This is a genomic window from Haloarcula hispanica ATCC 33960, from assembly GCF_000223905.1.
Lineage (GTDB): Archaea > Halobacteriota > Halobacteria > Halobacteriales > Haloarculaceae > Haloarcula > Haloarcula hispanica.
Genome location: NC_015948.1, coordinates 1,931,184 through 1,948,947, shown reverse-complemented (window position 1 = coordinate 1,948,947; position 17,764 = coordinate 1,931,184). Strand labels below are relative to the sequence as shown.

The window sequence follows — 17,764 nt, the reverse complement described above, 5'->3', positions numbered from 1 at the left end:
TGCTGCTGTGAAAGCGCGCGGTATGACGCTCACGTCACCAGGGCCGACCGTCGGCGTGGTCGGCGGTGGCCAACTCGGCCGGATGCTAGGCGAGGCGGCCGCGCCGCTCGGCCTCGAACTGCTCGTGACCGACCCGACGCCGGACTGTCCGGCAACACCGGTCGTCCGCGACCAGATCGTCGGCGACTTCGACGACGAGGCGACCTTGCGGGAACTTGCCGAGCGCGCCGACTACCTCACGTTCGAGATCGAACTGGCCGACCCCGATGTTTTGGAACGGGTCGCCGAGGAGACGGGAACGCCGATCCACCCCGCTCCCGAGACGCTCCGGACGATTCAGGACAAACTCGTCCAGAAGCGCCGGCTGTCGAACGCTGGCGTTCCGGTCCCCGAGTTTCGCGCCGTCGACACCGCCGCCGACCTCCGTGAGGCCTGCGAGGAACTGGGCTACCCCGCGATGCTCAAGGCCCGGACCGGCGGCTACGACGGCCGCGGGAACATCCGCGTCGAAGGCCCGGAAGACGTCGAGGACGCTGTCGACGACATCGCCGGCCCCGCGATGGTCGAGGAGATGGTCGACTTCGAGCGCGAACTCGCGGTCATGGGCTGTCGCGGTGCGGACGAACGCGATACGTTCCCGGTGACCGAGACCATCCACCGCGAGGAGATCCTTCGGGAGTCCGTCGCGCCAGCGCGAGCATCGAAAGCCGTCCGCGAGCACGCCCGAGACGTCGCTCACGACGTGCTCGACGTGATGGACGGCCGCGGCGTGTTCGGCATCGAACTGTTCGAGACGACCGACGGCGAGATTCTGCTCAACGAGATCGCGCCGCGACCGCACAACTCCGGCCACTGGACTATCGAAGGGTGTCACACCTCGCAGTTCGAGCAACACCTGCGGGCCGTCACCGGCCAGCCGCTGGGATCGACCGACCAGCGGTTCCCCACCGTCTCGACGAACATCCTTGGGGACGTATCGGAGCGCCAGCCGGCAGCATTGCGGGGCGAAGACGGGATACTGGAGACGCCACGGGCGCACCTGCACTGGTACGGCAAGCGCGAGGTGTACGACCTCCGGAAGATGGGGCACGTAACGCTGACGGCTGACGACCGCGACGGCCTGCTCGCCGACGCGCGCGACCTCCGCGACGGACTGACTTTCGAGTGACCGCGACGGACTGACACCGGGATTCTCCACGGTCCGGAACCGAGCGGTCTTTGACTATGCGGTCCTGAGTCTCGGTATGGAGCGACGGGATTTTCTCCGTGCGGCCGGCCCGGCGGCGGTCGCAGGGCTCGCCGGCTGCCTCGGCGGTGGGAGCGCTGACACCGACTACGACGTGGGGATGTCCGCGAAGGCGTTTCGCCCGGTTCGCATCGCCGTCGAACCGGGGACGACCGTGCGGTGGCTCAACACGAGCAAACAGGGCCACTCGGTCACGGCCTACGAGGACGACATCCCCGACGACGCCGACTACTTCGCCTCCGGCGGCTTCGACACCGAACAGGCGGCCCGCGACAACTGGGGGAGTTCCTCCGGCGGGACGATGTACGAGGGTGACGATTTCACCCACACCTTCGAGGTGCTCGGCGAACATCCCTACTTCTGTATTCCACACGAGCGAGCCGGGATGGTCGGGACCGTCGTCGTGACCGAAAACCCCGAAACGGCGACGAGCGGCGAGTAGCGACACTGTCGCTTTTGCCGAGTCTTTTTCCTGTCTGCGCTGAGTGGGTCTTCTACGCGCTGTTTTGCGGTATCGGTCGCTAACTCGTGTCCGTCGTGTGAAACATACGTCGGAGAGTAGACTCACGCCTGCCGCGTCGCTAGGGCTCGTTCTCTCACTCCGGCCGAAAAATCGAACGTCGGTGCTGGAACGCGTTAGGCTTCGACGTCGACGTCTTCCTCGTCCACGTCGACGGCCGTCTCCTCTTCGGCGGCGACTTCTTCCGGCCGCGCTTCGAGCGTGGTCTTCTTGATCTCGACGCGTCGGAGCGGGTAGATGTCCTTGGCCTCGCCGTAGATGGCCGAGGAGAGGCGCCCTTCGACGACGCTGTCGATCAGCTGTTCGAAGGTGCGGTCCTTGGCCGTCTCGCGGACGAGGTCGATCATCGTCCGGCGGATGGCCTTCTCCTGGGAGGCGTCGGCCTTCTTCGTCGTCACGGCGACCGGCTGAATCTGGACGCGGTAGTCATCCGTGGTCAGCACGGTGATGTAGGCCTCGACCTTCGAGGAGCCCCGTCGGACGAGCGAGCGGAGGTAGTCCCGCGTAAGTTCGTGGCGGATGAACTCCGTGTACGCCGTGTCCGAGGCAACCTCGTTGATCTTGAAGGTCAGCTTCGTGTTGTTCTCGCTGGCGTCGTTGGTCAGTTCGCCGAGCGTTGTTTCGATGGTGCGTCCGAGCACCTTGTCCGGTTCGTCTGCCGGTGTCTTACCGAGAACCTCCCGGTCGAACTGCTCGGGAGCCTGCACGGTGTACCACCGTTTCTGTTCTGCGCGCTTTGAAACGCTTCGTTCACTCATGATTGGATTGTGTGTGTTGGTCTGCGAGCTGTGCTGCAACCCGGATGTTGACGACGTAGTCGTCGACGGTCGCCTGCAGGCCGCCGGTCGAGTCGCGCTCGACGGTGGTGACCACCGCGTCGCCCTCGACGCGCGTGGTCATCTCGTCGGTGTTGTCGGGCCGCACCGCGCGTGCGACGCGTTCGGGCGAGTCGTGTGTCGTACGAATCTCGGCCCGTCTCATACTGCCTCCCGGAACGCTTCGATGAAATCGGCCGTTGAAACGTCGAACCGAGCGCGTGCCCGGTCGCCGGTCCCGACGGCATCGCCGCCGACCGTCTCGGCGGCAGCGTGCATCGTTTCGGCGACGTCCCGGCCGTCCGTGGCGCGGGCCGCGGCCTCCGTGTCGGTGACGACGAGCGTCACCGGCTCCGGTGCGCGGTAGTCCGCGAACAGGCTGGCGACGGTGCCGGTCGGCATCGCGTCGCCGCGGGCGACGAACAGACCGTCGTACCGGCCCGTGGTCGCCGCTGACACCGCTTCGTGGGCGCGCGTGGCGTGACTTCGCCAGGCGGCCAGGGCGTCCTCGCGGACGGCCTCGTGGCCGAGCGCGAGCGCGACAGCGGTGCCCGGCTGTTCGCGAGCGACGGCGTCGAGCACGTCGGCGTAGCCGCCGACCGTCTCGAAGGGGCCGCCCACCGTTGGTCGGAGCGCGCGCTGGACCGCATTGGCGGCCCGAGGCGGCGCGTCCGCAGTGACGGCCAGGGCGACCAGCGACGCGAGGCGTCGGTGGTCGTCGGCCGAAAAGTCCGCAGACTGAATCCGGTCCGCGTCGAGGCCCAGGTCGGCGAGCGTGGCCCGCGCTGCGTCGGCGTCGCCCGAGAAGGGCGCGACAAACAGCGTCGAGTGGGCCAGCCCGTCCGCGAGGTCCGTGCCCGGCACTGCGACGCCGGGTCGGCGGTCGAGCCCTGCCTGCTCGGCGGCTTCGGCGACTGTCCCGTCAACGTCCCCGGCGGCAATCGTGCCGGCCAGGGCGAGCGCGGGGTCGGCCGTACCGAGTTCGCGGGCGGTCTCGAAGGCGGTCGCGGCGGCGCGGTCGGTCAGCGTCACGTCGGCGGTCGGCTGCGTGCGACCGATGGCGACAGTGATATCGGACTCCGTGGTCCGGTCGGGGTCCTCGAACGGGCGGACGACGCTCGCCTGAAACGGCGTGTCACCGAGCGCCCGCGCCAGCAGGCCAGTCGCAGCCAGCGCCTCGCCGGTCGCGTCGCTGACGAGGCGCACAAAGGCGGCCTCCCGCAGCGACCCGGCGAGGTCACCGGGCGACGTGGCTGGCGTCGGTTCCCGACCGGTCGCCGACATCTATTCGAGACCCAGCGCTTCGACGGCGTTGTCGTAGCTGTAGGTGAAGTCCTCGTCGACCTCGTCACCGCGGTAGTAGTCGATGAGGCGTCGGATCTTCGACTGCGTGTTCTGGAGCGCACGCTTGTTCTGGTAGTCACCGGGGTTCTCGTCCATGTGGTCGCGAAGGCGGACGGCCCGCTCGAGCAGGTTCCGAAGGTCTTCCGGCAGGTCCGGCTCAGCTTCGTTCTCCTCGAGGATCTCGGTGACTTTCTTGCCGGTCGCGAGCGAGACGTCAGGGATCGGCGTGCCCTGAACGCCCTCGTCGCGCAGTTTCAGGCCGATCTCGCTGGGCGAGTGGCCCTGTTCGGCCAGTTCGACGACGCGCTCTTCGATGGCGTCCTCGTCGACGTCGCTCCACTCCGGGGGTTCGTCTGCCGCCGGTTTGTCCGAGTCGGACGAACCGCGACGGCGTGTATGCATTCGTGCCATTGTAATCTGGTTGGAACCGCACGAACCGCTCTCGTTACGAGGCGTATTGGCACTGTACAGTGCCGAACACGGCCGCAATCCCGAGCTGTGAAAGTCCACAGCGAGTCAGATTTGCGGTCGTGCTGTTCCCATCTCCCTGTCTGAGAGGGCGCGACTAAACCGTTCCGCTTCCCGGTCGCGTCTCGAAACGAGGATAGCCGCGAAACCCGTTTCACAGCCGAGCGGCTTCACAGTATTACGATTGATAACTCGCCCTGCTTCTTTAAGTGAGTTGTTAGATTAGATATGCGTAGTATGGGTAGCGCAGGGCGGAGACTCGGCAGTCGCGGGCAGAGTGCTCCGCTCGGGCTAGCGCTGGTTTTTGCGGTGATGATTATATCGACGACGGCGGTCGTCGCACTGGGTGCTGACGCAATTACGAGCACGCAGACGCAACTCGACGCGGAACGAACGGAAAAGTCGCTGACGGAACTCAATTCCAAAACCGCGCTCGTGGCACTGGGACAGACGGACGTACAGCAGGTCTCACTTCCTGCGAGCAGTTCGAGCACCTATCGTATCGACGAGGACGCTGGGTGGATGAACGTCTCCTATCAGAATACAACGTCCGGGAGTCGGACGACCGTATTCAACGAATCGATGGGTGAGGTGGCGTATCACGGCAGTGACGAGACGCGACTCGCGTATCAGGGCGGCGGCGTCTGGCGGTCCAGCGGTGACGGAACGTCGGTGATGGTGTCCCCGCCCGAGTTCCACTACCGGGACGCGACGCTGACGCTCCCCCTGGTGACAGTGAGCGGGTCCGGGACAATCAGAGACCGCGCGTCGATCACCCACAACCGAACAACGTCGCACTTTCCGAACACCACGCGAAACGCGAACTTCACGAACCCGCTGGAAGACGGGAAAGTCAACGTTACCCTCCAGAGCGAGTACTACCGCGCGTGGGGCGGGTACTTCGAGGAGCGAACGGACGGTGATGTGACGTACCACCCCGACAGCAGTCGTGTTTCGATCGTTCTCAAGGTCCCTGCAGGGCCGCGAAAAGTCCGGAACGCCGTCGCCGCGACGAGTGATTCCGGGTCGATCAAACTGAGCGGGAACGATGCATTTACCGACAGCTATACCTCGGCAGACGGGGACGGGTACGACGCCTCCGAGGCCGGTGACGGCGGCGATCTCACGACGGCAGGTGATGTCATCGTCACCGGGAGTGCGGAACTGAATGGAAACATCACCTCGGGCGGTCGCGTCGAATTCAGTAGTAACTCGATGACGTTCAACGGTGACCGGGTAGAATGGGCGGACGCATTCGACGACAAACACGGAGCGTGTTCCGGCTCTTGTTCCGACGAGCAGATCAGTTCGTTCGGTGATACCACCAATATCAACTCCCATGTCGACACACAGGTCGACGACCTATCGTCGTCGAACGATAACGGGGGAACGATAGCCGACGACGGCGTCATCGACGGGACCGAGGGGACGACGACCCTGTCCGCGGGCCGCTATCACGTCGACAGAATCGACCTCAGTGACGACGTGGAGTTCGACACGACTGGTGGAAACGTAATCATTGGCGTCGAGAACTACGTGAGCCTCAACACCGGAAACGATATCACGGTGTCCGGCCCGAATCAGGTGAAGATTTACGTAAAAGGCGAGTCGCCCGCGTCGGGCGGGAGCGCTGACGGCTATCACTTCTTCACACGGGCGAGTGAGATCAGGACAACCGGGGCGGTCAGTGAGCGGTCGACGCAAGTGTGGATCTACGGCAAAGATAATCTCCAGGCCCGGATGGAGAAGAAAGGGTCAGACAAGTCCAAAGTCACTGGCGTCATCTACGCGCCGGGGGGAAAGACCGGAACGAGCAGGTTCGAGATATGGAAGAGCGAACTCTACGGCGGTGCGGTCACCAGCCAAGTCGAACTGGAAAAGGGTGGCAGAGTCCACTTTGACCGGGCACTCAAACAAGAGCGTACAATTCCCAAAGACACGAGCGTGGTTGCGATCACCTATCTCCACATCTCGACGAACGACGTCAACATCACGTCCAATTGACCGCCGACACACCTCACTTCATCACTACCAGAAATGGTAGCACTTAGCGTCGGTCGGTTTTTGTTGTGGCTGCCATAGACAGTCGCTGGTAGCGACTATTGACGGGACGGCCAGCAGCCTTATCAGCTGTGATAACTACTGTCGGATAATGCGATTCCCCTGGGGTCAGGGTCGGGGTCAGCAACGGGCACAATCAGCCCCGCTCGGGCTGATACTGGTTCTCAGTCTCGTCATCGTCGGTTCCAGCGTCGTTGTCAGCCTGGGAGCGACGGCGCTGGTCGATACTGAGGCCAGGCTCGACGTCTCCCGGGCGGAGACGGGGATGACCCAACTGGATTCCCAGGCGGCCCTGGTGGCGCTTGGGAACGCCGACAGCCAGCGGGTGTCTCTCGTCGGGACGGACAGATCCACGTACCGAATCGACGACACTGCCGGTCGGATGACCGTCAATATCACCAACCACTCTGCTTCGCCCCCGACCACCGTCACGCTGATGGACGAGCGCCTCGGCGCGGTTGTCTACGAAAACGGGAACCAGGAAGTCGCCTATCAGGGCGGCGGGGTGTGGCGGCGCTCCGACAGCGGCAGTGTCATGGTTTCACCGCCGGAGTTCTACTACCGCGACGCGACGCTGACGCTCCCACTCATCACCGTCCGCGGTGACCGCTCGCTTGGCTCGCGGGCGAGTATCTCGAAGGACGGCACGACGCAGGTGTATCCCGACCAGGCAGCTGGGAACATCAATCCGCTGGATACCGGGACGGTCAACATCACCGTCCAGAGCGAGTACTACCGGTCATGGGGGCGCTACTTCGAAGAGCGGACCGACGGTGACGCGTACTACGACCACGAAAACGACAGCGTGACCACGACGCTGGTCGTGCCGACGGGGCCGCGAGAAGTGACGAGCGCCGTCGCGGCCACGTCCGCCGGCGGACAGATTACGCTCTCCGGTAGCGGTACCGACCCCGCTCGAACGGACAGCTACAACTCGTCTGTCGGCGACTACTCGACCTCACGGGGGTCGTTCGGAACGATCACCACAGCCGGTGACGTGTACGTGAAAGGAAACAGCGAGGTGGACGGCTCCGTTCGATCCGGTGACAGAGTCGAGGTCAAGGGAAGCGGCGTCGTCACCCGTGACGTGGAGTACTCGACTACCAAGCACATCAAGGGCACTGTCAACGGCGATGTCAGACAGATCTCGGGCGTCGAGGGAGCCGGCGCTATCGACGGCCTGGTGAACCGGCGAGTCGCCAACGCAAGCGATACCAATGACAACGGCGCGACCAGCAGTATTTCGGGGAACCAGCTCGACAGCGGCGACCAGACGCTGGGCGCAGGCACCTACTACTTAGAAGACCTGACACTGAGCGGCGAGACGCTGACGATTAACACTGGTGGTGACGACGTGACCATCGCCGTCCGGGACTACGTCTACATCGAGAACAACGGGCAGATAAAAGTCAACGGTGGCGGGAAAGTCCGCCTCTACGTCAAAGGCGAGGCGACGTCCGCCAGCGGTCACCACTTCCACATCTATCGCACCGGGGACGTCAACATCGACAACGCCAATAACTCCAAGCAGTTCTGGGTGTACGGTCAGTCGGACTTCGACGCCGTCATCGAGGGGGACACCGATACTCCGCAGTTCGAGGGCGTGATTTACGCACCCGCCGGCGGCGTCGGTGCCAGCAGCGTCTCACTCAAGAAGGCGGAGCTGTACGGCGGCCTCGTCGCCGGGTCAGTCACGGTGGATAACGGCGGACTGGTCCACTACGACCGGGCGCTCAGAAACGAGCGGGCCGTCCCGAAGAACACGAACATCATCCGGCTGACGTACCTCCACGTCTCGAAGAACCGGATCAACGTGACCAGCGGGTAGTCGACCGGCTACTGGTCGATGTCGACCGCAATGTCGTGGTAGACGACGTACGTCCGCTGGATGCCGCCGGAAGACGACGTGAAGTTACACCAGCCGTCGGCCCCACAGGCGAACCCTTTCCGCTCGAAGTACGACTGCCAGAGCGCCTCGCGCTGTGGGTCCGAGTCGACACTGACGTTGACGTGTTCGATGTTGCCGCTGGTGTCAGCGAACGAGACGTTGCTGTTTCGGTGGTTTGTCCGGACGAGCACCGTCGACCCGCCCAGGCTCTGCTGGCTACTGGCGGTAGTCCCGACCACGGTGATGAGCACGCGGTCGTCTGAGACGAGTATCGGCGGCGTCCGTTTCTGCACCCCACTGTCCCGGTTCGTTCGATACACTGCTCCTGCCTCGTATACGAGTTCTCGCTCCTGATTGCCGGCGTAGATGATCGGTCGTATCTCCCAGGTCCCGACGTCTTTGGGGGCAGTCCCGTCGTGGACTTGCACCGATATCGTCGTGTTTTCGCCCGTCCTGAGCGAGGCTTCGCCGAGACTGACCTCCGTCGCGCGGCTCGGTGCCCCCTGTTTGTGGAGGTCCGCGATGTTATCCGAGAGAACGTCGAACGCCCGTTCGGCGTTCTCCATCTGCTCCGCGTCCCGTGCGTTCTGTAACGCCCCCAGACCGCTCACTGAGACGAGTATGATCGACGCGACGATGAGACTGAACACCAGGGCGAAGCTCAACACCTCACTTACGGCGCGGTCAGCCATCTCGCACCTCCAGTTGATCGTTCGATTCGTCGTAGAACACGGTTATAACACCGCCGCCAGCACTGGAGTCCCCTAGGTCTGTCCGGGTTTTGAGCAACACAGTCACCGACACGTCCGGCGACGTCGATTCGAGCGCGAGTTCATCGGCGCCGGCGTCAATCGAAACCCGGTAGCCGGTTCCACTCACCCGCGCCGGGAACGTGTGATTCAGCCGCGCAGTCGGGTCGTCGTCGGCAGCGACCACCAGCCGGTCGATACGGGCGATGTCGGCGGCGACCTGCTGTCCGACGACTTCGAGTTCGTCCCTGATGACCTGCTCCTGCCGATTCTCGACGAAGTTGCCGCCGGCAATGAGGAGCCCGGACACCAGAATCGAGGCGATGGCCAGGCTCAGCGTGTAGCTCAGCGTCGTTGAGACGGCACGGTTACGACGCATCTGGCTCACCCGGGGCCACCCGTATCTTTGCCTCGTACCGGAGGTTCGACGTGTCGTAGCGGTAGCGGACGGTCACATCGTAGATTGCGGTTGTGCTGAACGGCGACGCGGGCGCTGTATCGAGCGTGTAGGCCCGCTTGCTATCGCGGACAACCATCGAGTAGTTCCCCCTGATCTGGTCGCCCGACTCGTAGCTGATGTTGTATTCGTCGCCGACACCGTGAGCGAACCGCCCGTCGAAGCTCCCGCCCTGGAGCGCGAGACACGGCTCGCCCTGGACTGTTCCGCCGGTCACGTCGATGTGGGCGTACGGCTCCTCGATAGGGACAGCACACGTCTGTGTGCCACTCGGTGTGTCGACTTCCACGTTGACCGTCCCGCTGGGTCCGACGTCACCCCAGACCCGCATCGTCCATTTCGGGTTGCCGCCGGTGCCGTTCGCTACGACGACGAACTCACTTCCCGAACTGGGGAGCTGTGTCGCGTTGATGACGAACCGTCTGGTCGCGTTCGTTCCGTCACCCGGGCGCGTGACCCGCTCTCTGACCATCCAATCGGCGCTCGGTGTCGCCTCGCCGGATTCGAACAATGACGTGTTGGTCTGGGCGATCCGCGTGCCGTAGGTCGGCGGGCCGGCGAGTGTGACGTTCACCAGCGTCCCGCTCGTGACCCGCTGGCGTTCCGTCTGTGTACTGACGGTCCCGATGCTCTCACGCACACCGGTTTCGAGTGTTGTTTGGGTCGAGTAGTTGTACTTGTTCGCCGCGGTGATGCCGCCCCCGACGTTTGTCTCCACCATCGCCCGCATCTCCAGCGCGTCGTTGCTCCCGGCGACCTCGCCCCGACTCGCGAGGTTCTGCGTGTAGATCGCGGAGTTGACGACCAGCGCAAGCCCGATGAACGTCACCGCCAGGGCCAACGCGGCGATGAGGATTATCTGTCCGCGGTCGTCGTCGTTCAGATGCGCCACGCGACCACCTCTACGCTGACCGTGTTGTAGACGTTCTTTCCAGTGTCCGAAACCGTATAATCGGTCGCTGGGTCACCGAGCCGCGTGCTGTTGCGCGTCCCGTCCGCATCACGCAGGTGGTCGTCGTCCATGAGCGTGATTGTGTGGCTCGCACGCACCGCGTTGTCGCTCGGTTCGCCGCTGTAGATGTATCGTGTCGTGACGGTTCGCTCCTGCGTGTTCTGGAACCTGAGATAGACGTTGTACGCGATTCCCCGCTGGTCGAACGCGCGTTCTAACAACTCCCCGAATCGATTGTCCGGCGGCCCGTTCGTGTAGTACTCCCGACCGCCGGCCGTGTTGTGGAACTGCGCCGTGCTGTTGTCCCAGTAGAGCACAGCCGGTTTCAGTGCGTCTTCTGCCGCCGCGGAGGCGAGGACGCCGTGGCCGATTGCCTGCTGCTGGTTCTCGATGTGCTGACTCGACGTGCTCGCGGACAGCGGCGTCACCGCCGTCATCTGCAGCGCGAACACCAGGCTCGCGAGTAACAGCATGCCGCTGACGATGGCTTCGAGCGTGTGTGCCTGCGCGCGCATGCTACCACATCACCACGCGTACTGTGACATCCTGCCCGTTCAACGAGACCACTCGCAACGCAGTGACCGACGCGTCGTTGTTTGTCGGCGGGTTCCCACCAGTAGTGAGTACCGTCCCACAACTACCACTAGCTTCAACGAGTTCCTCAGTTGCTCCATCCCAGCAGAGCGTTTCATCGGAGGCCGCTGTTGCCGTCGCGTTCCCCCGGATTGTGACGTTCACGTTCTCCCGAGCCGGGTCGAGCCCGACCCGTTCCTCCGCACTCCCGCCTGACTCGTAGCCACATCCTGACGGTGGTGCGTTCCCAGCGAAGAACTCCCGAGTACAGTGTTCGTCTAGGACGTACGGCTGCTGTGGCGAACCGAGCATCCCCATTGTGAGCCCATCGGCGACTCTGTCGGTCGTGACTGTCTCCTCCTGAACCCCCGCAGAAAACGGCGACAACAACCCCGGAATGAACAGGAAAATGAATATCAGGACACTCAGAAACAGGCTCATACCGATCGCGAAGTCCAGCGTTGTCTGCCCACGCCGGTGCTCTCCCATCCAGAGTGACCGGCCGACACGCCGGTCGTTAGACTGCGTCTCGTTTCTCCTACGGTTCATGAGTCTGATTCACTAAACTGAGATTACTGTAGGGATGGCCTCAGTCGTTATAGCCATTATGGCCGTACTGTAACTCCAATTACCAGATTTCTATGCACTCCACGAGGCCGATGTAGTACTGGCCTAACCGAGACCGTGGGGCCGGTTCTCTATGTCCCGGTGCTTCGATGGGTTTAAGCAATCCCATCGGGAAGCAAACAATGCACGCAAGGGCTCGTAGATCAGGGGTAGATCACTCCCTTGGCATGGGAGAGGCCCCGGGTTCAAATCCCGGCGAGTCCATCCTTATTTTACCGTCGTGGATGAGAGATCGACGACACAGGTAGGCTGATTTGGGATGTAGCCCGGCAGATTCTATAATAAACCACACAATCGAGGGCACAACACTGTCTAACCAAGATATTAGGAGAAAAACCAGCTAGAGACATTACTAAACCAACCGTTACCCGTTGCTGCCGGATTCAATTAAAAGGTCAAGTTGGGGCTCAATTCGCATTACGTAAGTACCGTCCAGTCCACCGTATACGAATAATAAGGAACCTCAGTCAACTAAATCTTGTTTAGTGTTGTCACATATCACAAGCGTTCCAACATATGGCATAGCAATCTTGGTTAATATATGACATTTACGGAGGGTATTGTAATGTCAGTGGATCCGGAATTCGACACACGGTGCCGGTAGTGTATACCGCTGGTAGGTCCCGTTAGAGGGAATACCTGCTGTTTAACCTCAGTAGGTCACCGATGGAACCGTTATTAGTATGGGTGAAACAGTAAACTTATGTGCAATAGTTGGTATGTAAATAAGTATGTTCGAGTGGGGCAGCCGGGGGGCTGGAGACCGGGGTGTATCGCATGTTCTGGGTGTGGTGTTGTTGGCAAGCGCCGTCATTGTTGGTGCCGTACTGATCGTTCAGGTGGGGCAACAGACAATCGGAGATGTCAACGACGACGCGAACGTCGAACTCGCCGAGGAGGTGCTGCTGTCGGTCGATCAGAGCTTCCAGCGGTCAGACACCAACGAATCAGTCGAGATCCCAGACCGGGTTCGGTCTGACGTCGCCGTTTCTGGCAACGCGGCATACAATCTGACGCTGAACGGACGCTCGGCCTGTTCGACGGGGAACCGCTCGCTGCAGACGATTCGGTATCAAAAGAACGGCCAACAGGTCGGCTATCAGGGCGGGGGTGTGTGGCGGATGACCGAGTCGGGCGCAACGATGTCGTCGCCCCCAGCAGTGAACTACGACGAAGGGGCACTGTCGGTATCGTTCGCAAATATCTCCGGACAGCAGATCCAGGGGAGTTCGGTTGCCATTCAATCCAACGCGACGGCCAAGCGGTCGCACGAAGCGGCACTGCAGATGGCCCTGTTCACCGACGCGTCCTACGAGGACGCGCGAACCGGCTCAATTTCGTCACCCAGTTATGAGTGTACTCCGTCGCAAGTCGCCAACGCGACATTGACTATCGAAAACAGTAGCTATGCCCGCGCCTGGGCAGATTGGGCACGGAGCACCTACGATGATCAGTACGTTGAGGTGACCCCGGCGTCTGTCAAGCCGGGAGAGAGCGTTCACATACGCTTTGCACTCGGCGACGTGACGAACCCGAAGTTCAAAGTCGAGGGTGTCACGGTCAAGCCGGACCCGTCAGACCCTGGGAAAGCAGTCGTGACAGCGACGGTCCGGAACACCGGAGGCTTAGAAGATACACAGGATATCACGCTGAAGCACAACCAGTCGGGGTCACCAAGCGAGGTGGAGGAGACAATGACCCTCATCGGCGGGGAATCGACCACTGTGAGTCGGTCGGTGAGCGTCTCGTCGGCGACGCCACACAACTTCACTGTGGAGTCAAAGCAGGACGAAGACTACAAAGTCATCAAGTATACGTCCGTCCACGGAACGCCGTCACTGGATGTCACCAGCAATTCGATTCCGGCAACAGCGCGGCTGAATCAGGTCCCATCGGCTGAGGTCACAGTCACGAACACTGGGCAAATGACGGCAGATCAGGAGGTCGTCTTCCGCGTCAACGGGTCGAAAAGCGCGACGCGAAGCGTGCTGGTCGGCCCTGGACAGAGCCGAACAATCGACTTCGGGCCGTCAATGCCAACGTCGGAGAACGGCACGTACGACCTGGAAGTCGAAACAGAGGATGATACATACTCACAACACAACGACGACGGACACTACTTCATCGTCGGTGATGCAGGTGTGTTCGAGATAGCGTCCGTTTCGCCGCCGGGTGGATTGCAAAGTGGGGATACGGCGACCGTTGACACAACGGTCGAAAACACTGGTGACATTCGGAAATCCACCGATGTCGAGGTCCGTATCGAGAACGCGTCTGGCAGCGTTGTTGCGTCGAAGACCACGACGCTCACCCTCAACGGGACTCGCCGAGGCACTGAGTCGGGGACCGCTTCAGTGACCAGTGGCCCGCTAATAGTCGGGTCACCACAGCAGTACACCTATGTCGTCGAGACACCGGACGATACCGGGTCAGGGTCCTTCGTCGTCGGTTCATCGTCGCCGCCGTTGTACGAGATCACCGCTGTAGACGTACAGAACCCCGTCGCACCGAACAACCAGACGAATATCAAGTTCGCCGTCGCGAACACCGGCGGAACCGAAGGAAAGCAAACACTGCGCGTCGAGTACAACGGAACGACCCACATTGCGGAGGACGAACGGCTCGACCCCGGGGAGAGCGTCACGCTCAATCGGACCGTCACGGCGCCCACCGAACCCGGGGATTACTCGGTAACCTTCTCGACGGCGAACCGGTCGCGACAGTCGACGCTGACCGTCGAGCCGGACTCGCTGCTCGAAGGGAACGGCTCGACGATCACGATACAGCAGTCGGTCAATGCTTCGGTTGCGCTGAAGGGTGCGGACCTGGAAGGCTTCTCAAATCGCTGGAACTACATCTACCATGCACCCGTGCAGATGTCACTATATGTCGACAACGGGTCCGACCCACAGTCGATCGGACTCTGGCGGGGGTACGAGAACGGCGACATCAATGGTCCGCACGCGGAGCAGCGCCTCATCTCTGACGAACACGAGAACCCGTACTACTACTCCGATTCGTTCGAACCCGGAACGGAGATCTCAGTCTTTGCAAAGTCCTACGGCTGTGACAGGTATTCCTACACCTCTCCTTCGATTGAGCTGGCTGGTTATGACACGAAGTACTGTAGTGACTGGGATACATACGACACGACCACTGTCAGCCAGACACAGAACCAGCAGAACCTCGTCATCCTGAACGACGGCGACGAGCTTCCAGCGTTCGAGCAAGCACAGTGGTACCAGCGAGACATTCAGGATACGCTCGGAAGCCGCGTGAACGACACGGGGTATCTCCAACTGGGCGACGGGGAACGCGCACTCCTCTATGAACTCTCACAGGAGGACGCAGACCCAGCTAACGCGGCAAATGACGGCGACCCTGACTATAACGATGCCGTTGTCCTGTTCACAGTCAACGCAATCGAAAAAGACGTACAGACGGGTCCGGAGTACAACCTCATCGACACCGACGCCCCAAGCAGGGTTGATGAGACAACCGACGCAACGCTGACGGCTGAGGTAATGAACGTCGGCGGAAAGAGCGGTGAAGCTACCCTAGAGAGCAGCTTTGATGGCAACAGTGCCGGGACGAACTCGACGACAATTGAACCCGGAGAGACCGAAACCGTCACGTTCACCCTTCCGACTAGTTCAAAGGCAACTGGGGAAAGCTATCCGTACACGGTATCTATCCCCGGTACGCAACAGAAGGCGAGCGGGAACGTGCGTGTCGGTGATACGGAAGGACAGTTCATGCAGATTGATTCAGTCCGTGCCGAGAGCGTGATTGACAGTGACGACACGGCAACGGCGACTGTCAACGTCACTAACGTTGGCGAGCAGGACGGTACAGATACCGTCGTCCTCCGTGCGAAAAACAACGACGATACAAGTCCGTCATTTACCGACATCGACTCGAAAACCATGTCAGCGGACCTCAACCCAGGTGAAACCCGACAGTTTACGCTTGATATGCCGACCAGTCGCGGCAACTACACCTACTACATCGAAACGTCGAACTCCACGTCCCCGGAACTGTCGTTCTTCGTGGGGGAGTCGAACGTTGTCGTCAACGACACGCAGTCGGTGAACATCGGCGCGGAGACCTACAACACCTCAGAACTAATCGAGCGTCGCGGCGGCGCACAGCGGATGACCGTGGAGGTCCGCAATAACGGGACCGTGGGTGACGAACGGGAAGTGAACCTCACAATCAAAAACAAAAGCGACGGGTCGACCGTCTTCGCCGGCTCCGAGATGGTCACTGCTGGGACCGGCGACCTGACCAATACCGATCCGTTCCCGGCTTGGGCGGGCTACGACGTCGATCTCGACCCCGGCTACTACACCTATGAGGTGACCGTGTACGACGAAACGGCGAGCGGCACCGTGGCCGACACCGCGACGGGTGAGATATATCTCAAGAACGTCGACGAAACGGGGGCGACCGGGAACGACTCACCGGTTACGGTCGACTCAGACACGGTGACACTCGGTAGCTAAACAGCCGCGTCGACATCCTTCTGCAGTCGCTTGTTCGTCGGACGATACTTCGAAGGCAGGCAATACGACGGCTCCCAGGATTCGAGCGGTAGCGATGCCTCTCACCAGTCGAGCGCACGCAAAGAAAAGCTGAGCTGTGTTGAACCGAGTTAGCCGAAGAGTTCGCCGAGGCCCTCACCGCTTGCCTCGTCGTCCTCGTCGTCATCGTCGTCGCCGCCGTCGTCGGCAGCCTCTTCTTCGGCTTCCTCGTCGGCCTCGTCGGCCTCGTCAGCGCCACCCTCGGCGGGTGCGGCCGCGCCACCGCTTGCCGGCACCGGTGCCGCAGCGGCCTGGTCGACGGCCTCCTCGATGTCGACGTCCTCGAGGGCGGCGACGAGGGCCTTGACGCGGGACTCCTCGACGTCGACGCCTGCGGCGTCGAGCACGTCGGTGAGGTTGTCTTCGTTGATCTCTTCGCCCGATTCGTTCAGGATGAGTGCAGCGTATACGTATTCCATTGTTGTAGTGTGTGTTGTTAGAACATCGCTCCGAGCGCGTCGCCAGCGTCCTCGTCGTCGTCGCCGTCGTCGGCCTCCTCGGCCGCGTCGTCGGCGTCCGCGTCGTCCTCGGATGCGGTGTCGTCGTCTTGATCGTCAGTCGGTTCCTCTGTCGCCACGTCGGCCTCGACGCCCTGGAGTTCCTCCGGGAGCGCCTCTTCGTCGTCGATCTGCGAGGCGAGCGCACGGACCTGTGCGTCGGCCTTGCTCACGAGGTCAGGCACGACCTCGGGGTCCTCGATGGCCGCCTGGAGCGCGAGACTCTTGGCGTTGCCACGAGCGGACTGGAGCATCGTCGGGGCCGTCGTCGCGGTCGGGTAGTCGGCGTTGACCGAGAGATTGAACGCCCGGCCGGCAGCCGCCTGGATGTCGCTCCGGTACTCGTCGACGTCGAGTTCCAGTTCCTCGGGTTCGAACAGCACGCCGTCAGCGAAGACGGCGCGGAGGTCGAGACCGACCTCTTTCGGTTCGATACCGAGTTCGTTCAGGACGTTCGCGAGTTCCTGGGAGACTTCCTCGCCGGTGTCAAGCACCGTCGAGTCAGAAAGGACCTGAATGGAGCCTTCCTGAATGCGTGCGTCGGCACCCACGCTCTGGAGTTCGCCGACGAACGGACCGGGGTCGACGCCCGTGTCGCCTTCCGGAATCACGATATCGTTCGGGGCCACCTCGCCGGCACCGATGGGTGCGGGCGTCTTGGAGGCCTCGAGTTCCTGAAACAGCGAGAACGGGTTGTCGTCGGTCCCGATGAGCCCGACCTGCCCGGTGATGTAGCTGTTGAGGTCTTCGAGTCCGTCGTCGACTTCGTCAAGCGCACGCTCAAGCAGCGTGTTCCGGGAGACGCGAAGTTCGGCGGTCCCGTGCAGGTCACGTCGCATGTCCTGTAGCTGTCGGGACGGAATCCCGGCGATGTTGACGACGCCGACGCTCTCGTAGGACTCGATCATCTCTACGATGGCGTCGACCTCTTCCTGCTTCCACTCGGGAATGGTCTCGGTCTTGCGTTCGGATTCGGCGCTCATA

At 62.0% G+C, this 17,764-nt stretch carries 16 protein-coding genes and 1 tRNA gene; 6 read left to right on the top strand and 11 right to left on the bottom strand.

The window, feature by feature from the left end:
• The first annotated feature begins 22 nt into the window (after positions 1 to 22).
• Complete coding sequence (locus HAH_RS09765) at positions 23 to 1,168, top strand: 5-(carboxyamino)imidazole ribonucleotide synthase (RefSeq protein WP_014040772.1); 1,146 nt, start codon at positions 23 to 25, stop codon at positions 1,166 to 1,168.
• 232 nt (positions 1,169 to 1,400) lie between these two features.
• The gene (locus HAH_RS20465; RefSeq protein ID WP_369804294.1) at positions 1,401 to 1,688 is read left to right on the top strand and encodes a plastocyanin/azurin family copper-binding protein; all 288 of its coding nucleotides are present in this window, start codon (positions 1,401 to 1,403) and stop codon (positions 1,686 to 1,688) included.
• Positions 1,689 to 1,882: 194 nt separating this feature from the next.
• Here the strand turns inward: HAH_RS20465 and HAH_RS09755 are convergent, their stop codons facing one another.
• Genes HAH_RS09755 through HAH_RS09740 form a run of 4 tightly spaced genes read right to left on the bottom strand, consistent with a single transcriptional unit; the run spans position 1,883 to position 4,336 of the window.
• Complete coding sequence (locus HAH_RS09755) at positions 1,883 to 2,524, bottom strand: 30S ribosomal protein S3ae (RefSeq protein WP_014040770.1); 642 nt, start codon at positions 2,522 to 2,524, stop codon at positions 1,883 to 1,885.
• A complete protein-coding gene (locus HAH_RS09750; RefSeq protein WP_004518217.1) occupies positions 2,517 to 2,747 on the bottom strand; it encodes a KEOPS complex subunit Pcc1 in 231 nt (76 codons plus the stop codon). Before HAH_RS09750 ends, HAH_RS09755 begins: the two co-directional genes overlap by 8 nt.
• Positions 2,744 to 3,865: a hypothetical protein gene (locus tag HAH_RS09745; protein ID WP_014040768.1), complete on the bottom strand. Its 1,122-nt coding sequence runs from the start codon at positions 3,863 to 3,865 to the stop codon at positions 2,744 to 2,746. Before HAH_RS09745 ends, HAH_RS09750 begins: the two co-directional genes overlap by 4 nt.
• The gene (locus tag HAH_RS09740; protein ID WP_008313088.1) at positions 3,866 to 4,336 is read right to left on the bottom strand and encodes a 30S ribosomal protein S15; all 471 of its coding nucleotides are present in this window, start codon (positions 4,334 to 4,336) and stop codon (positions 3,866 to 3,868) included. It abuts the gene before it with no gap.
• A 369-nt stretch (positions 4,337 to 4,705) separates the two neighbouring features.
• Here HAH_RS09740 and HAH_RS09735 point away from each other — a divergent pair, with 369 nt between their 5' ends.
• Positions 4,706 to 6,397 (top strand): DUF7289 family protein, encoded by a 1,692-nt coding sequence (locus HAH_RS09735; protein WP_014040767.1) that lies wholly within the window; start codon positions 4,706 to 4,708, stop codon positions 6,395 to 6,397.
• Positions 6,398 to 6,545: 148 nt separating this feature from the next.
• Positions 6,546 to 8,282 (top strand): polymer-forming cytoskeletal protein, encoded by a 1,737-nt coding sequence (locus HAH_RS09730; protein WP_014040766.1) that lies wholly within the window; start codon positions 6,546 to 6,548, stop codon positions 8,280 to 8,282.
• An 8-nt stretch (positions 8,283 to 8,290) separates the two neighbouring features.
• Here HAH_RS09730 and HAH_RS09725 read toward each other — a convergent pair whose 3' ends face one another.
• Genes HAH_RS09725 through HAH_RS09705 form a run of 5 tightly spaced genes read right to left on the bottom strand, consistent with a single transcriptional unit; the run spans position 8,291 to position 11,622 of the window.
• Positions 8,291 to 9,034, bottom strand: a complete 744-nt coding sequence (locus HAH_RS09725) for a DUF7289 family protein (RefSeq protein WP_014040765.1) — start codon at positions 9,032 to 9,034, stop codon at positions 8,291 to 8,293.
• Positions 9,027 to 9,470 carry a DUF7266 family protein gene (locus tag HAH_RS09720; protein ID WP_008313095.1) on the bottom strand — a complete coding sequence of 148 codons (444 nt, stop codon included), beginning with the start codon at positions 9,468 to 9,470 and terminating at the stop codon, positions 9,027 to 9,029. Before HAH_RS09720 ends, HAH_RS09725 begins: the two co-directional genes overlap by 8 nt.
• On the bottom strand, positions 9,460 to 10,440 hold the full coding sequence (locus HAH_RS09715) for a DUF7261 family protein (protein ID WP_014040764.1): 981 nt from the start codon (positions 10,438 to 10,440) through the stop codon (positions 9,460 to 9,462). The genes HAH_RS09720 and HAH_RS09715 overlap by 11 nt, the downstream gene beginning before the upstream one ends.
• The gene (locus HAH_RS09710; protein WP_014040763.1) at positions 10,428 to 11,015 is read right to left on the bottom strand and encodes a DUF7288 family protein; all 588 of its coding nucleotides are present in this window, start codon (positions 11,013 to 11,015) and stop codon (positions 10,428 to 10,430) included. Before HAH_RS09710 ends, HAH_RS09715 begins: the two co-directional genes overlap by 13 nt.
• A 1-nt stretch (position 11,016) precedes the next feature.
• Positions 11,017 to 11,622 carry a DUF7287 family protein gene (locus HAH_RS09705; RefSeq protein WP_023843333.1) on the bottom strand — a complete coding sequence of 202 codons (606 nt, stop codon included), beginning with the start codon at positions 11,620 to 11,622 and terminating at the stop codon, positions 11,017 to 11,019.
• 210 nt (positions 11,623 to 11,832) lie between these two features.
• Here HAH_RS09705 and HAH_RS09700 point away from each other — a divergent pair.
• Positions 11,833 to 11,904, top strand: a tRNA-Ala gene (locus HAH_RS09700).
• A 527-nt stretch (positions 11,905 to 12,431) separates the two neighbouring features.
• Entirely contained in the window at positions 12,432 to 16,205 is a 3,774-nt protein-coding gene (locus HAH_RS09695) for a DUF7289 family protein (protein ID WP_023843332.1), read from the top strand.
• 149 nt (positions 16,206 to 16,354) lie between these two features.
• Here the strand turns inward: HAH_RS09695 and rpl12p are convergent, their stop codons facing one another.
• Together rpl12p and HAH_RS09685 are read right to left on the bottom strand one after the other, a co-directional pair.
• Positions 16,355 to 16,702 carry a 50S ribosomal protein P1 gene (gene rpl12p / locus HAH_RS09690; RefSeq protein WP_014040760.1) on the bottom strand — a complete coding sequence of 116 codons (348 nt, stop codon included), beginning with the start codon at positions 16,700 to 16,702 and terminating at the stop codon, positions 16,355 to 16,357.
• A 17-nt stretch (positions 16,703 to 16,719) separates the two neighbouring features.
• Positions 16,720 to 17,763 carry a 50S ribosomal protein L10 gene (locus HAH_RS09685; protein ID WP_014040759.1) on the bottom strand — a complete coding sequence of 348 codons (1,044 nt, stop codon included), beginning with the start codon at positions 17,761 to 17,763 and terminating at the stop codon, positions 16,720 to 16,722.
• Between the last annotated feature and the right edge of the window lies 1 nt (position 17,764).

Bases quoted from the DNA above. Each gene is read 5' to 3' on its own strand.
- HAH_RS09765 (WP_014040772.1), top strand. From the start codon at position 23: ATGACGCTCACGTCACCAGGGCCGACCGTCGGCGTGGTCGGCGGTGGC.
- HAH_RS09755 (WP_014040770.1), bottom strand. From the start codon at position 2,524: ATGAGTGAACGAAGCGTTTCAAAGCGCGCAGAACAGAAACGGTGGTAC.
- HAH_RS09750 (WP_004518217.1), bottom strand. From the start codon at position 2,747: ATGAGACGGGCCGAGATTCGTACGACACACGACTCGCCCGAACGCGTC.
- HAH_RS09745 (WP_014040768.1), bottom strand. From the start codon at position 3,865: ATGTCGGCGACCGGTCGGGAACCGACGCCAGCCACGTCGCCCGGTGAC.
- HAH_RS09740 (WP_008313088.1), bottom strand. From the start codon at position 4,336: ATGGCACGAATGCATACACGCCGTCGCGGTTCGTCCGACTCGGACAAA.
- HAH_RS09735 (WP_014040767.1), top strand. From the start codon at position 4,706: ATGATTATATCGACGACGGCGGTCGTCGCACTGGGTGCTGACGCAATT.
- HAH_RS09730 (WP_014040766.1), top strand. From the start codon at position 6,546: ATGCGATTCCCCTGGGGTCAGGGTCGGGGTCAGCAACGGGCACAATCA.
- HAH_RS09725 (WP_014040765.1), bottom strand. From the start codon at position 9,034: ATGGCTGACCGCGCCGTAAGTGAGGTGTTGAGCTTCGCCCTGGTGTTC.
- HAH_RS09720 (WP_008313095.1), bottom strand. From the start codon at position 9,470: ATGCGTCGTAACCGTGCCGTCTCAACGACGCTGAGCTACACGCTGAGC.
- HAH_RS09710 (WP_014040763.1), bottom strand. From the start codon at position 11,015: ATGCGCGCGCAGGCACACACGCTCGAAGCCATCGTCAGCGGCATGCTG.
- HAH_RS09705 (WP_023843333.1), bottom strand. From the start codon at position 11,622: ATGAACCGTAGGAGAAACGAGACGCAGTCTAACGACCGGCGTGTCGGC.
- HAH_RS09695 (WP_023843332.1), top strand. From the start codon at position 12,432: ATGTTCGAGTGGGGCAGCCGGGGGGCTGGAGACCGGGGTGTATCGCAT.
- rpl12p (WP_014040760.1), bottom strand. From the start codon at position 16,702: ATGGAATACGTATACGCTGCACTCATCCTGAACGAATCGGGCGAAGAG.
- HAH_RS09685 (WP_014040759.1), bottom strand. From the start codon at position 17,763: ATGAGCGCCGAATCCGAACGCAAGACCGAGACCATTCCCGAGTGGAAG.